The organism is Alistipes sp. CHKCI003, from assembly GCF_900021155.1.
GTDB classification, from domain to species: Bacteria; Bacteroidota; Bacteroidia; order Bacteroidales; family Rikenellaceae; genus Alistipes; species Alistipes excrementavium.
Genome location: NZ_FCNT01000083.1, coordinates 25,285 through 40,435 on the forward strand (window position 1 = coordinate 25,285; position 15,151 = coordinate 40,435).

Annotated in this window: 11 protein-coding genes; 8 read left to right on the forward strand and 3 right to left on the reverse strand. The window is 64.1% G+C overall.

Going from position 1 to position 15,151, the window contains the following annotated elements:
• Positions 1–4 precede the first annotated feature (4 nt).
• The 8 genes from BN3659_RS10640 to infC all read left to right on the forward strand — a co-directional run bounded on the left by BN3659_RS10640 (position 5) and on the right by infC (position 12,299).
• Positions 5–853 (forward strand): vWA domain-containing protein, encoded by an 849-nt coding sequence (locus BN3659_RS10640; RefSeq protein ID WP_091536850.1) that lies wholly within the window; start codon positions 5–7, stop codon positions 851–853.
• A 4-nt stretch (positions 854–857) separates the two neighbouring features.
• A complete protein-coding gene (locus BN3659_RS10645) occupies positions 858–1,868 on the forward strand; it encodes a WG repeat-containing protein (protein WP_091536851.1) in 1,011 nt (336 codons plus the stop codon).
• A gap of 29 nt (positions 1,869–1,897) precedes the next feature.
• A complete protein-coding gene (gene trxB, locus BN3659_RS10650; protein ID WP_091536853.1) occupies positions 1,898–2,818 on the forward strand; it encodes a thioredoxin-disulfide reductase in 921 nt (306 codons plus the stop codon).
• Between the two features lie 829 nt (positions 2,819–3,647).
• A complete protein-coding gene (locus tag BN3659_RS10655; RefSeq protein ID WP_091536855.1) occupies positions 3,648–4,682 on the forward strand; it encodes a ribonuclease Z in 1,035 nt (344 codons plus the stop codon).
• Positions 4,683–5,420: 738 nt separating this feature from the next.
• On the forward strand, positions 5,421–6,161 hold the full coding sequence (locus tag BN3659_RS10660; RefSeq protein WP_091536866.1) for an RNA methyltransferase: 741 nt from the start codon (positions 5,421–5,423) through the stop codon (positions 6,159–6,161).
• A 1,153-nt stretch (positions 6,162–7,314) separates the two neighbouring features.
• Complete coding sequence (gene pdxA, locus BN3659_RS10665) at positions 7,315–8,415, forward strand: 4-hydroxythreonine-4-phosphate dehydrogenase PdxA (RefSeq protein WP_091536857.1); 1,101 nt, start codon at positions 7,315–7,317, stop codon at positions 8,413–8,415.
• 1,280 nt (positions 8,416–9,695) lie between these two features.
• Positions 9,696–11,648: a threonine--tRNA ligase gene (gene thrS / locus BN3659_RS10670; RefSeq protein WP_091536858.1), complete on the forward strand. Its 1,953-nt coding sequence runs from the start codon at positions 9,696–9,698 to the stop codon at positions 11,646–11,648.
• A 180-nt stretch (positions 11,649–11,828) separates the two neighbouring features.
• The gene (infC, locus tag BN3659_RS10675) at positions 11,829–12,299 is read left to right on the forward strand and encodes a translation initiation factor IF-3 (protein WP_253181081.1); all 471 of its coding nucleotides are present in this window, start codon (positions 11,829–11,831) and stop codon (positions 12,297–12,299) included.
• 290 nt (positions 12,300–12,589) lie between these two features.
• On the opposite strand, the gene BN3659_RS10680 is transcribed toward infC, so the two are convergent.
• The 3 genes from BN3659_RS10680 to BN3659_RS13345 all read right to left on the reverse strand — a co-directional run.
• Positions 12,590–13,081: a hypothetical protein gene (locus BN3659_RS10680; RefSeq protein ID WP_141682566.1), complete on the reverse strand. Its 492-nt coding sequence runs from the start codon at positions 13,079–13,081 to the stop codon at positions 12,590–12,592.
• A gap of 565 nt (positions 13,082–13,646) precedes the next feature.
• A complete protein-coding gene (locus BN3659_RS10685; protein ID WP_091536863.1) occupies positions 13,647–14,918 on the reverse strand; it encodes an aminotransferase class I/II-fold pyridoxal phosphate-dependent enzyme in 1,272 nt (423 codons plus the stop codon).
• Between the two features lie 14 nt (positions 14,919–14,932).
• Positions 14,933–15,151 (reverse strand): hypothetical protein (locus BN3659_RS13345; RefSeq protein ID WP_216092804.1); only part of this gene is annotated, 219 nt, incomplete at its 5' end.

The following is a 15,151-nucleotide window of genomic DNA, read 5'->3' on the forward strand; positions in this document are numbered from 1 at the left end:
ACCTATGTACACACAGAGCATCACACGCAACCGCCGCACGGCTTTCGTGCTCGCCATCGACTTTTCGGGTTCGATGAACGAACGGATCCGGTTCGACCGCCGCACGACGACCAAGGCCGAAGCCGTCGCCACGGTCGCCAACCGGCTGCTTTTCGAACTGACCGAACGCGCCCGCCGCAGCGACGGCATCCGCGACTACTACGACATCGCCCTCGTCGGCTATGCCGGCGGCGGCACGCTGCCCCTGCTGGGCGAAAGGGGATTCCACTCCATCGCAGAGGTCGCCGCACGGGGTGCCGAGCCGCCCGCCGCAAAGGCGGAATACCGCCTGCCGGACGGCAGCGCCGCCCTGCTCGACGAGGTGGCCGTACCCCGCTGGGTCGAACCGCACGCCGAGGGCGAGACCCCGATGTACGAAGCGCTGCTCGAAGTACGCGATCTGGTGGCGGAGTGGACCTCGCGCCCCGAGAACGCCGCCAGCTTCCCGCCCGTGGTCTTCAACATCACCGACGGCGAAGCCTCCGACTGCGACGATGCGGAGCTGCGCGAAGTTTGCAGCCGGATACGCTCGCTCCGCACCGACGACGGAAACGTGCTGCTCATCAACATCCACATCGCCTCCGGCACGGAGGAAAAGGCGCTTCTCTTCCCCACGGCCGACGAGGCCGCCTACGGCAACCGGTACGCCTCGCTGCTCTACGACTGTTCGAGCCAGATGCCGGCGGCGTTCGACGCGGCGATCCGCGAACTGCGCGGCGGCACGCCGCCCTATCGCGGCATGAGCTACAACGCCTCGGTGCAGGAGCTCGTGGCCGTGCTCAACATCGGTTCGATCAGCGTAAAAACGGAATAAAGGCATGACACCCACGATATACAGCTTCACGCGGGCGCTGCTCGCACCCGCCGACCACTTCGACGCACTGCGCGACGCACGCATCCCGACCGGGCCGGACGGGCGGCCGCGGATGAGCCGCACTTCGCGCTTCGCCGAAGCCGAGATCGACTGGCGGGGCGGACGATGGCTCGTCTGCATGCCCCTCGCGCCCTCCGCCGTGCCCGGCATCGAGCGGGCGGCCGCACGGCTCCGCACGCTCCGCTCGGAGTGGCTCGCCGAATACAGGCTCCTGCGCGACGAGATGCGCTACGAAGACTCGGCCGGCGGAGAACACCGCTCGGACCTCGTCCTGCAACGGCTCCCGGAGGGCCTCACGTTCGGCGAAGCGCTCGCCGCGGAGCCGAAAGAACGGCTTGCGGCGGCACTCGAAGCCCTGCGCGGCGAGCTGGCCCGTCTGGGCATCTCGCACGGGAACCTCAAACCCGAGAACCTCCGCTGGAGCGGCGGACGATGGCTGCCGATTCGCTGGCACCACGTCCGCACGGAGCCCGGAGGCGACGAGGAGGCTTTCGCGCAGCTGCTCGGCGCTGTCGGCGAAGCCGCCGACGGACCGCAGCGAACCCTCTCCGACGTACAGGCCGCATACGGCATGCCCGCCGACCGGCTGACGGGGCATCTGTGGGTCGGCCACGTATTCGAACAGCTCGTCTGCGTGGGCGACGAGGAGGGATTCGGCTATGTCGATGCGGAGAACCGCACGGTCATTCCGGCGCAATACCTGTGGGCCGACGATTTCCACGAAGGCCGTGCGGCCGTGCAGACCGCCGAAGGCATGGGGCTGATCGACAAGCAGGGGCGCTACGTCATTCCGCCCGTGTGCGAGATCGTCGAATACAGACCCGAAGCCAGCTTGTCCGAGGTCCGGCGGGCAGGCATGTGGTACATATACGACTACGAAGGGAACCCCGTCGCAGGACCGGCCGGGACCCGCGACGAAGCCTACGCACTCGCCGGGAAAGAACCCGAGAACTGAAAACAAATACGAAAAAAACTACTACGATTATGGAAGAAGTAAAAGTACTGATCATCGGCAGCGGACCCGCAGGATACACTGCGGCGATCTACACCTCGCGCGCCAACCTCGCGCCCGTGCTCTACGAAGGCATCGAACCGGGCGGACAGCTCACCACCACCACGGAGATCGAGAACTTCCCGGGATACCCCGAGGGCGTCGACGGCAATCAGATGATGGCCGACATACGCAAGCAGGCCGAGCGATTCGGCGCCGACATACGCTCGGGCAACATCACGAAAGTGGATCTCTCGTCGCGGCCGTTCCATGTCGTCGTGGACGGCGAGAAGGAGATCGCGGCCGAGAGCCTCATCATCGCCACGGGAGCCACGGCCAAATACCTCGGACTGCCCTCGGAACAGAAGTTCCGCGGCATGGGCGTGAGCGCCTGCGCCACCTGCGACGGATTCTTCTACCGCAAGAAGGACGTGGCCGTGGTCGGCGGCGGCGATACGGCCTGCGAGGAGGCCACCTATCTCGCCTCGCTCTGCCGTCAGGTCTATATGATCGTCCGCAAACCCTTCCTCCGCGCATCGAAGGCGATGCAGGAGCGGGTCTTCAAGACACCCAACATCACGGTGCTCTTCGAGCACAACACGGCCGAAGTGCTCGGCGACGAGAACGGCGTAACGGGCGCCCTGCTGCGCAGGAACGACGGCTCGGAGGTCAAGATCGACATCTCGGGATTCTTCCTCGCCATCGGACACCACCCCAACACCGAACTCTTCGCCGACCAGCTCGAACTGGACGAAGAGGGATACATACGGGTCGAGGGCGGCTCGTCCAGAACCTCCGTCGAAGGCGTCTTCGCCGCCGGCGACGTCAAGGACCCCCACTACCGTCAGGCCATCACCGCCGCCGGTTCGGGCTGTGTCGCCGCACTGGACTGCGAGCGGTTCCTGCTGCGCTAAGCAGGCTGTCCGACGCTCCTACGACCGGGAGGAAGGGAGGAAGGGGGCGGCTTCCCACGGCGCCCCTTGCTGCTTTCGGCACTCCCCGCTTCCGTCGCCGGCATCGGAACGGCTGCCGCCGCGGGTCTCGCTGCGAATTCGATCGGGGCGGGGCCGAAGGCTTAGGCTTCGGTTCATCGGAACGGTCCTCCCCGCAGTCCCCGTCGGAGAAGGGAGGGGCTGCGGGGAGGATTTCCCGTCGCCGCGATACGCCATACCCTGCACTCCGGCGCGGCGCGAACGGGACAGGACGGGATGATTCGGCACGGATACGGAGCGTTTGAACGGTACGACAGAGTATACACGGCCACACTACGGCGCGACCCGGACGCTGCGATACGGCGCGGCGCGAACACTCCGCTCGGCACAACCCGGTACCGCACAGTGCAGCACGGGCCGAACCGTGAGACCCGGCACAACGCGGTGCGGAGCGATCCGAACGGTACGGGACTGCGCAGCGCGGTCCGAAAAGAGAAAGGAAGAGCAGGCGAAAGTCGTTCGCACACCCGAGCGCGGGAAGGAGCCGGCAACTTTTCCAGCCGCGACGGTTCGGCGATATGCGCACGCTGTCCGCAGTTGCCGGGTGAGGAGGATGCGGAAGACGGGAACCTGCGGGTCGTGCGGACCGACGGCTCCGGCATTCCGGGTACGAGGCGGGCTGCACCGGAACCCGCCGGGACCTGCCGGGACCAAAGATGCGGGCGAGCGATTCGCCGCAAGGCGCGCGCCGCATCGGGGACAGACAACCGAAACGTCCGAAACAACGAAATATGACTGATCGTTTAGCAATTTGAGTTTTTCCGTTACCATATTGGGTTCGGCCTCGGCCAAACCCACGCCCACGCGCCATCCGTCGGCCCAGATAGTGAACGTCCACGAACAACACTATCTGGTCGACGCGGGCGAGGGCGTGCAGCAACAGATGATCCGACAGCGAATCAATCCGTTGAAAATAAGGGCCGTATTCATCTCGCATCTGCACGGGGACCATGTCTACGGACTTTTCCCGCTGCTCTCGACGCTCGGACTGTACGGACGGCGGACGCCGCTTGCGGTATACGCTCCGGCCCCGTTCGGCGAGATGCTGGCCTGTCATCTCCGCTATTTCGACAGCGGACTGCCCTACACGGTCGAATGGCACGAGACGGACACCACGCAGCACGCGCTGCTCTACGAGAACCGCACGCTGGAGGTGTGGTCCGTGCCTCTGCGGCACCGGATCCCCACCGCCGGTTTTCTGTTCCGCGAAAAGGAGCCGCCGCTCAATGTCGATAAATTCAAGATCGTCGAATACGGCCTCTCCGTCGCGCAGATCACGGCGGCCAAGCAGGGCCGCGACATTACGCTCGCCGGCGGCGAGACGATCCCCAACGGGGAGCTGACCTACCAGCCTTACGTTCCGCGTTCGTACGCCTATCTCTCCGACACGAACTATTCGGCCAAGGCGGCCGGATTGTGCGCCGGCGCAGATCTGATGTATCACGAGGCGACCTATGCCGCGGCGGAGCGGAAAATCGCCCGCGAGCGGGGACATTCGACCTCGGAGGAGGCCGCCCGGGCGGCGCTGCTCGCCGGAGCCGGACGGCTCGTGATCGGGCATTTCTCGTCCCGCTACAAGGACGAGACGATTCTGGTCGAGGAGGCCCGGCGGTCGTTCCCGGCGACGGAAGCGGCCGCAGAGGGCCGCCGATTCGAAATCCCCGAGCGAAAAGCGCCGCGAAGAGGGACCGCCGACAGGGAGCGGGAAAAGCTTTCCGAGGAAACGGACGTTCGGGACAGAGACCGACCGGAGACAGGGCCGGCGGAGCCAAAAGCCGACGAATGAAAATCCCGTCGTCTCCGAAGAAAGGGGGCCGAAGACGGAAGAGTGCAGGATTCCGAAGCGGACGAAGGACGGAGCGGGCAACGGTCCGGCGTTGAGCGCGGAGGGAAACAGAGCGGGCGGAGGCCGGGAGGAAGGCGGACACGGACGGAGAGGGGCGGACGGATGCCTCCCGCCGAGAGCCGCGGCAGACAAAAGCGGATCTGCCGAACACAAGGCCGGAAGTCGGAAGATACGATCCACAATACAGACGCCGAGAGCGGAGGTGGACAAAACAGACAATACAGGCGCAGAGGAGGACGGAGCGGGCAACGGTCCGGCGTTGAGCGCGGAGGGAAACAGAGCGGGCGGAGGCCGGGAGGAAGGCGGACGCGGACGGAGAGGGGCGGACGGATGCCTCCCGCCGAGAGCCGCGGCAGACAAAAGCGGATCTGCCGAACACAAGGCCGGAAGTCGGAAGACACGATACCTCCACAAAAGGGATGCGGCAGGCAAAAGAATGAGCGCGACGGAGGAACGGGCCGATGCGTTCCGAGGGCAGTTCCGATATGCGGACCGACGCCGGCGAACCGTCCGTCAGTTCGGGAAGTCCCCGAAAAGGCGTTCCGATCGGCGGAAGCAGTCCGGCGGCAGCCGAGCCGCTTCGGTGCGGAAGGCGTCGAAACCGCAGCGCTCCGACACCGGACGCACCCGGCGAACGACCGCTTCCGGGCGGTCCTCCAAACGTTACGAACGAACATGATTACCAAAGCCGAAATACGACAGGTGCGGGCGCTCGCCGACAAGCGGGGCCGCACCGAGACGGGTCTTTTCGTGGCCGAAGGCGAAAAACTCGTGGGCGAGCTGCGTACTTCGCACCTCAGGGTGGAGCGGATCTATGCGCTCGAAGGGAGCTTCTCCGGACGGGAGGTTACGCCCGTATCGCCGAAAGAGATGGAACGGCTCTCGCTGCTCAAGACGCCGACGAAGGCGCTGGCGCTGGTCGGAATCCCCCGGTACGCACTGCGTCCGGACCGACTGGCCGGGCGTCTCGTGCTGGCGCTCGACGATGTCGGAAACCCGGGCAACATGGGGACCATCATCCGTCTGGCCGACTGGTTCGGCATCGAGGATGTGGTCTGCTCGGCCGCTTCGGCCGACTGCTTCAATCCCAAAGTCGTGCAGGCTACGATGGGGGCGATCCTGCGGGTGAGGGTGCATTATACGGACCTTCCGCACTTTCTCGCCGGAGCCGCGGCGGCGGGCATGCCTGTCTACGGCACCTTCCTCGAAGGCACTCCGCTCGGCGAGGCACCGCTCACGCCCGACGGCATTCTCCTCATGGGCAACGAAGGGCACGGCATCTCGGACGCATGCGCCGCCTACGTCTCCCGCAAACTCTTCATTCCGCCCTATCCCCCCGGCCGCCGCGGCTCCGAATCGCTCAACGTGGCGATGGCCGCCGGCATCGTCTGCCACGAGTTCCGCAGCCGCACGAAGTAAAACCGGCCGTGCAAACGCGCCCGTGCAAGCGCGTCTGCCGGGCCTGCGGCGGCACCGCCCGTCGGGGGAAAAGCAGTTCACCGGAAGGGAGGGGCTGCCCTATCGAGGGAGGAATACCCCATCGGAGAGGAACGGGCCGTCGGAGAAAGAGGGTCCATCGGGAGAGGCACGGTTTGCCGGAGGAAAAGCAGTCCGCCGGAGGGGGTGCCCTATCGAGGGAGGAATACCCCCATCGGAGAGGAACGGGCCGTCGAAGAAAGAGGGTCCATCGGGAAAGGCACGGTTTGCCGGAGGAAAAGCAGTCCGCCGGAGGGGAGGGGCTGCCCTATCGAGGGAGGAATACCCCCGTCGGAGAGAAACGGGCCGTCGAAGAAAGAGGGTCCATCGGGAAAGGCACGGTCTGCGGGGGGGGGAAAAGCAGTCCGCGGGGGCTTCGGGAGAGGCGTGGTTGCCGGCTGTCAACCGCACGGCCCCTTGTCGGACCCGCACAGGGAGATAGTCGCCCGAATACCTCCCCCGCGTCGGTCGTGGCCGGTACAGGGCATACCGCATCCAGCGGCCAAACGCCGACGAGCGATCCTCTTCATGCAACGGTTTCGGCTCCTGCCGCCGCCGATCCGGCAGCCGTGCCCCACGGTGCCCGTCGCTCGTCGGCGGGCGCAGACTACGGCGTGGATCATGTGCTCCGGCACCGCCACTCTCTGCGGACGGCGGAAGAAGACCATCGAGTAGGGTGTCTTGCCGGTATGAGGCCGCAGATAAGGACGGGCGCACCCGCATTCGCCCATCGCCGTCACGGGCGGCACGGCGCCGGACCGAAGCGCACCGGAATCCGCAAACATTCAGGTCGTCCGCGCATCCCCGAATCTTTTCTTTCCGGGGCACGAAAACGCGCTCCTCCGACCCCATGCGCGGAGCCGGCGGCACAAGGCAAGACACGCTCCGTGCGAAAAAACGCAGCATCGGCCGCCACCCGTCAGGTCATTGAAATTCGGCATGTTGCTCCCGCAGGCAGAGGGCCGATGCGCTTTTTCGACCGGTCTGCATCCGCGATCCTTGCCGACCGCCGAAAGAAAGATCGGGAAAAAACGATGCCGACCTTCGCGGAATCCCCGATTTTTTGCTATCTTTGTTTTTTGAAACAGAACGATTTATGGCAGACCCGAAACTCAAGATAGGCATCACGCAAGGCGACACGAACGGCATCGGCTGGGAAGTCATTCTCAAGACATTCGCCGATCCGCGCATGACAGAGCTTTGTACGCCAATAATTTACGGATCGCCGAAGGCCGCGGCCTTCTATCGCCGCACCCTCGCCGCGACCGAAGAGTGCAGCCTCACGGAGATCGCCTCCGCCGAGGAGGCGCGGCGCGGAAAGGTCAGTCTCGTGGCGGCAGGTCCGCAGGAGCTGACCGTCGAGCCGGGCCATCCGAGCCCCGAAGCGGCGCACGCCGCCGTCGAAGCGCTCCGCGCCGCCACGGCCGACCTGCGCGAAGGCCGCATCGACGCGCTCGTAACCGCTCCCTTCAACAAGGAGACGGTGCACGAAGACCGCTTCCCCTACACGGGGCACACCGAATACCTCGCCGCAGAGCTGGGCGGCGAACCGATGATGATCATGTGCAGCGACCTGCTGCGCGTGGGACTGGTAACGATCCATGTCCCCGTGGCGGATGTCAGCCGCGACATCACCGAGGAGAAGATCGTCCGCTCGCTCTCGATCCTGCGCCGGTCGCTCGTGTGCGACTTCGGCATCGTCGAACCGCGGATCGCCGTGCTGGCGCTCAACCCCCATGCGGGCGACGGCGGACTGCTGGGCCGCGAGGAGCAGGAGACGATCCGTCCGGCGATCCGCACGGCGGCCGAACAGGGCATTCTGGCCTTCGGACCTTTCGCCGCCGACGGGCTCTTCGCCGGGGGAGGCTATGCCCGCTACGATGCCGTGCTGGCCATGTACCACGATCAGGGATTGGCGCCTTTCAAGGCTCTCTCGCCCGACGGGGTGAACTTCACGGCCGGTCTGGAGCGGGTGCGCACCTCGCCCGACCACGGCACGGCCTACGACATCGCCGGACAGGACAAGGCCGATCCGCAGTCGCTACGCAATGCCATATACACGGCGCTGGACATCGTGGAACGCCGCTGCGCATGGGCACAGTGGACGCGCAACCCGCTCCAGCGCGCCGAGCGCGAGAAGAGCGGACGCGACGTCTCGGTCCGCGATCTGCCCGACACGGAGAAGGAGGCGAACTGACCTCCGCCGAGAAGGAGGGGGGGGGCGATCCGCGAACGGCCCGTGTTGGTAAACAGTTTGCACTGCAGGCCGAGTGTGCAGAGTGAGAAGGACCTATGCAAGAAAGCGGGCGGTCCCGCGGATCGTTTCGCAGGGAACGGTTCGTGCCGGAAAACCGCTTGTACTGCGGGCCGAGTGCGCAGAGTGAGAAGGACCTATGCAAGAAAGCGGGCGGTCCCGCGGATCGTTTCGCAGGGAACGGTTCGTGCCGGAAAACCGCTTGTACTGCGGGCCGAGTGCGCAGAGTGAGAAGGACCTATGCAAGAAAGCGGGCGGTCCCGCGGATCGTTTCGCAGGGAACGGTTCGTGCCGGAAAACCGCTTGTACTGCGGGCCGAGTGCGCAGAGTGAGAAGGACCTATGCAAGAAAGCGGGCGGTCCCGCGGATCGTTTCGCAGGGAACGGTTCGTGCCGGAAAACCGCTTGTACTGCGGGCCGAGTGCGCAGAGTGAGAAGGACCTATGCAAGAAAGCGGGCGGTCCCGCGGATCGTTTCGCAGGGAACGGTTCGTGCCGGAAAACCGCTTGTACTGCGGGCCGAGTGCGCAGAGTGAGAAGGACCTATGCAAGAAAGCGGACGGTCCCCCGGATCGTTTCGCAGGGAACGGCCCGTGCCGGGGAACCGCTTGTACTGCGGGCCGAGTGTGCAGAGTGAAAAGGACCTATGCAAGAAAGCGGGCGGTCCCGCGGATCGTTTCGCAAGGAACGGCCCGCGCCGGGGAACCGCTTGTACTGCGGGCCGAGTGCGCAGAGTGAAAAGGACCTATGCAAGAAAGCGGGTAGTCTCGCGGTTTGTTTCGCAGGGAACGCCCCGTGCCGGAAAACCGCTTGCACGGCGGGCCGAGTGCGCAGAGTGAAAAGGACCTATGCAAGAAAGCGGGTAGTCTCGCGGTTTGTTTCGCAGGGAACGCCCCGTGCCGGAAAACCGCTTGCACGGCGGGCCGAGTGCGCAGAGAATGACGGAGGCATCCGGCGGCAGAGGCCGAGGTGCAAGCGTAGCAGTCCGGCAAGCGGAAGGATCGGGCAGCCGCACCCACGCGCAGGTACGGCGACCGCCCCTGCGGGCAGGACGCCGCAGACGGGCGGACGGGCCGCAAGCGCACGAAACATACGCCGATTCCCCCTCCGCCGGAGCGGCGACCGGTTCGCCGGAAAGACGACAGACCCTAATAAACCGGAGCGACGGTCCGTATTCCGTCTCGTAATTGTGGAAGCGGACACGGCTCCAAAAAACGAACACATAATGATTAAAATCACATTTCCCGACGGCTCGGTCAAGGAATTCGCCGAAGGGACCACGGCTTACCGGATCGCCGAAAGCATCAGCCCTCGTTTAGCTGCTGACTCTCTGGCGGCATCGGTAAACGGCACGACCGTGGACATGATGCGTCCGATCGACACGGACGCGACCGTCAGATTCTACAAATGGGACGACGCCGAGGGCAAGCACGCCTTCTGGCACACTTCGTCGCACCTGCTGGCCGAAGCGCTCGAATCGCTCTATCCGGGCATCCGATTCGGCATAGGACCTGCGATCGAGAACGGCTTCTACTACGACGTGGACAGCCCCGTGCCCATCACCGAGGCGGACCTTCCGCGCATCGAGCAGAAGATGCAGGAGCTCGCGCGCAACAAGGAGGAGCTCATCCGCCGCGAAGTGCCCAAGGCCGAAGCGCTGGCCGCCTTCACCGCGAAGGGAGACCCCTACAAGATCGAGCTGATCTCGGCTCTGGAGGACGGCACCATTTCGTTCTACACCAACGGAGCTTTCACGGACCTCTGCCGCGGTCCGCACATTCCCAATACGGGGTATATCAAGGCCATCAAGCTGACCTCGGTGGCCGGCGCCTACTGGCGCGGCGACGAGAAACGCCAGATGCTCACACGCATCTACGGCATCTCGTTCCCCAAGAAGTCGATGCTCGACGAATACGTGGCCATGATGGAGGAGGCCAAGAAACGCGACCACCGCAAGCTGGGCCGGGAGCTCGAACTCTTCACCTTCTCGCAGCGCGTGGGACAGGGGCTACCGCTCTGGCTGCCCAAGGGCGCCGCCCTGCGCGAGCGTCTGGAGCAATTCCTGCGCGGCGTGCAGAAGGAGTACGGCTACCAGCAGGTCATCACGCCCCACATCGGCAACAAGGAGCTCTACGTAACCTCGGGCCACTATGCCAAGTACGGTAAAGACTCGTTTCAGCCGATCCGCACCCCGATCGAAGGCGAGGAGTATCTGCTCAAACCGATGAACTGTCCGCACCACTGCGAAATCTACCGTTCGAAACCCCGCTCGTACAAGGAGCTGCCCGTGCGTCTGGCGGAATTCGGCACCGTCTACCGCTACGAGCAGTCGGGCGAGCTGCACGGACTGACGCGCGTGCGCGGCTTCACGCAGGACGACGCCCACCTGTTCGTGCGCCCCGACCAGCTGCTCGAAGAGTTCGAGCGCGTGATCGACATCGTGCTCTACATCTTCAAAACGCTCAAATTCGACAACTATACGGCACAGATTTCGCTGCGCGACCCCCTGAACCGCGAGAAATACATCGGCTCGGACGAGAACTGGGAGAAGGCCGAGAGCGCGATCATACGGGCCGCGGAAGAGAAGGGCCTCAACACGGTGATCGAATACGGCGAAGCGGCCTTCTACGGCCCGAAGCTCGACTTCATGGTCAAGGACGCCATCGGCCGCAAGTGGCAGCTCGGCACCATTCAGGTGGACTACAACCTGCCCGAACGGTTCGACCTCACGTACAAGGGAGCCGACGACAAGCTCCACCGCCCGATCATGATCCACCGCGCGCCGTTCGGCTCGATGGAGCGCTTCGTGGCCGTGCTGCTCGAACACACGGGAGGCCGGTTCCCGCTGTGGCTCTCGCCCGATCAGGTCGTCGTGCTGCCCATCTCGGAGAAGTACAACGACTACGCCGCACACGTGGTCGAATACCTCAACCGCCACGACGTGCGGGCGCAGATCGACGACCGCAACGAGAAGATCGGCCGCAAGATCCGCGACAACGAACTCAAGCGCATCCCCTATCTGCTGATCGTCGGCGAGAAGGAGGAGGCCGAGGGTCTGGTCTCGGTCCGCGCGCAGGGCGAGGGCGACAAGGGGCAGATGACGCTCGAAGCCTTCCGCAACCTCATCGCGGAACTGGTGCGCGGAGAGATCGAGGCCAACAAGCTGGAAAAGAAATAACAGATTAACCTTAAAATATTTACAATTATCGCAGCACCGAAACCATTTCCGCCGAGGCCGTTCACCCCGGGGAATAACAGACCGAAACCCGCAGGCGGCAATCCGAACAACCGTTACGGCCGCCGCCTGCCCGAAAAGGAAAATCCGCACCGCACGAACCGCGAAATCGCCGTTCCGGAGGTGCGCGTGGTCGGAGACAACATCGGAGAACCCCGCGTTCTGCCGATCCGCGACGCACTGGCGCTGGCCGACGAGCTGGGCCTCGACCTGATCGAGATCTCGCCCAAGGCCGAACCGCCCGTATGCCGCATCGCCGACTACCAGAAGTTCCTCTATCAACAAAAGAAAAAAGCCAAAGAGCTGAAAGCCAATCAGACGAAGATCGTCGTCAAGGAGATCCGCTTCGGCCCCCAGACCGACGATCACGACTACAACTTCAAGCTCAGGCATGCCGAGAACTTCCTCAAGGAGGGGGCCAAGGTCAAAGCCTACGTCTTCTTCCGCGGCCGTTCGATCGTCTTCAAGGAGCAGGGCGAGATCCTGCTGCTCCGCTTCGCCACCGATCTCGAAGAGTTGGCCAAGGTGGAAATGATGCCCAAACTCGACGGCAAGAAGATGAACATGATCCTCGCCCCCAAAGGCAAGAAATAGAGCCCGGTGCAAACCGGAAGGAAGAGGAGAGAGGGGCGCGGGGCACACCCGAGGCTCCGATACGAAACGAGGACGGGGCTGTCTAACAAATCTTGGACAGCCCTTTTTTATTCGTACTGCTCATCGGGAATTTTTCCGAATACGCAATTTCTCGGAGGGCTGAAAAACGCGTCAGACAGCCCCGTCCTCGTCTCGTTCGTTCCGGCAGGCCCCTGCTGCCGTTCATGCGCCCACCGCCTGCGCGACATGTTCCGGACAAATCCGGCCCGGCTTCGATTCCTTTTCGGCCTTCATCGGCCGTTTCCCGTCCGGTCTTCGTCCCGCGCCGTTCCGGCCGCACCATCCGTTTCGTCCTGCCGCGCCGACTTTCCGATCCTGTTCTGCGCCGGCTCTCTCTGCGTTCGGACCGTACATCCGTCGTGTTCCCGTCGTGTTTCGTTCTGCTTCGTCCGAACGAGGAAGAACGCGCCACAGCCGAGACATACGCCGGTCCGCACCCCGTTGCGGACGGTCTTCGCCTCGGCCGCCAGCAGCGAACGGCAGATACCGACGGTATCGAAGGCAATCATCCGCTCCGCCGCCCGGCCCCGTTTTCGCATCTTCACCGCCCGTTCGCACTCCCGCACCACGGCTGCGCATCTACCCGTCCACACCCCTCCCCGGGCCTTTCGTTCCACCTCCTCCGCCGTGCCGTCCGCTCCTGCCCGCGCAGCGTTCCGCACCTTCGCGCTCAGTGTACCCGATTCTTTTTCATCCTCGATTCGCGGACCGGAGCGGTTCACTTCCACCCTATTCCCGAAAACCGCGCCCGGTTCCCGATTTCCGACACCGCGTCCGCCGTCCGCTCCGACGGATTCTCCGGTCCGGCTTTCTGCACCCGCACTCCCGTTTCGAGCTCCCGGTCTCCCGTTCCCGCCTGCATTCGTGCAAACCACGCGGCAAACGGCTCGACGAAAACCCGTTGCCGCCGAGCGGAGAGCCGGCGGCCGTCGACAGATTCCCCGACCGGCAGAGTACCGGAACGTTTACGGTACAGTACTACGTATGAAATTGTTATGTCGCAAGAATTGCAGATTGGGCGACAATGCGGACGATTCGCAGAGAGACGGACCGCAGCTTCGGTTCCCGTGAAAACGGCAAAACTCCGAATGGCGGAGCAAAAGCGCAAAAAGGCATGCGGGATGACCGGCCCGCGATCGGACAACGGGCAGCAGGCGCATCGTTCCCGGAAGGCAAGCTGTCCGACGAATCTCCGCTAACGACTTCGCCCCTGCCGGCATAAGCTTCGGCAGGGGCGGAATCCGATTCCCGAAACCGGTCGGGCAGCCCTACGGCTGAGGATGCCGGTTAACGCACTTTGAATCCCTCGTCGGCACGCATCGGAATCGGCATCTTGGCATAAACGCCGCCTTCGAGCTTGTCGCGCACGGATTTGAACGCCTCGATCGTATAGCGCACGTCTTCGAGCGTGTGGGCCGCCGTCGGGATCACGCGCAGGATGATCTCGCCCTTCGGGATCACGGGGTAGACGACGATCGAGCAGAACAGGGCGTGGTTCTCGCGCAGGTCGACGATCAGGTTCGTCGCCTCGGGGATGCCGCCCTTCATGTAGACGGGCGTAACGGGCGATTGGGTAACTCCGATCTGGAAGCCGTTCTCCTTCAGTCCGCTTTGCAGGGCCCGGGTGATCTCCCAGAGTTTCTCCTGATATTCGGGATGGCGGCGGATCAGATCCAGACGCTTCAGCGCGCCGATCACCATCGGCATCGGGAGCGACTTGGCATAGAGCTGCGAGCGCATGTTGTAGCGCAGCAGGTTGATGAGCCAGCGGGGACCGCTGACGAAGGCGCCGATGCCGGCCATCGACTTGGCGAAGGTGTTGAACAGCACGTCCACGCCGTCGACCACGCCGAAGTGGTCGGCCGTGCCGCGGCCGCCGCGGCCCATCGTGCCGAAGCCGTGGGCGTCGTCCACCAAGAGGCGGAACGCGAAGTCCTTCTTCATCGCCACGATCTCGTCCAGCTTGCCCAGATCGCCCTTCATGCCGAAGACGCCTTCGGTGATTACCAGCACGCCGCCGTTCTGCTCCTCGGCCAGCTCGGTGGCGTGTTTGAGCTGCAGGCGCAGCGACTCCATGTCGTTGTGGCCGTAGACGAAGCGTTTGCCCTTGTGCAGACGCAGACCGTCGATGATGCAGGCGTGGGCCTCGGCGTCGTAGACCACCACGTCGCGCGGCGTGAGCAGGCAGTCGATGATCGAAAGCATGCCCTGATAGCCGAAGTTCAGCAGGAAGGCGTCCTCCTTGCCTACGAACTCCGCGAGCTCGCGTTCGAGCTGTTCGTGGTACTTGGTCTGCCCGCTCATCATGCGGGCGCCCATCGGAGCCGCCATGCCGAATTCGGCGGCGCCTTTGGCGTCGGCCTCGCGGACCTCGGGGTGGTTGGCAAGTCCGAGGTAGTTGTTCAGGCTCCAGTTGAGCATCATCTTGCCGCGGAAGATCATGTGGGGACCCAGTTCGCCTTCGAGTTTGGGGAAGGCGAAATAGCCGTGGGCATAGGACATGTATTGTCCGATGGGACCGCCCGCGTTTTTCTCGAGACGTGCGAAAATATCGACCATAATGCGTATGTATTTTAAGTTTTTCGTTGCTGTTTTTCGCGGTCGTTTCCGCCCTCCGGAATCGCCCGCGCGAACGCGGATCGCCTCCCGGCCTGACGAAAACGTTCCGTTCGGACGCATCGAAGTGCCGAACGCGCATTTTTTTGCCACCAAAAGTAGCTATTTTTTGCCGTGCCGGAGTACGCTTTAATACTTATTTTTGATTCCGGGCGGGCCGCGGCGGCCGTCGGGCG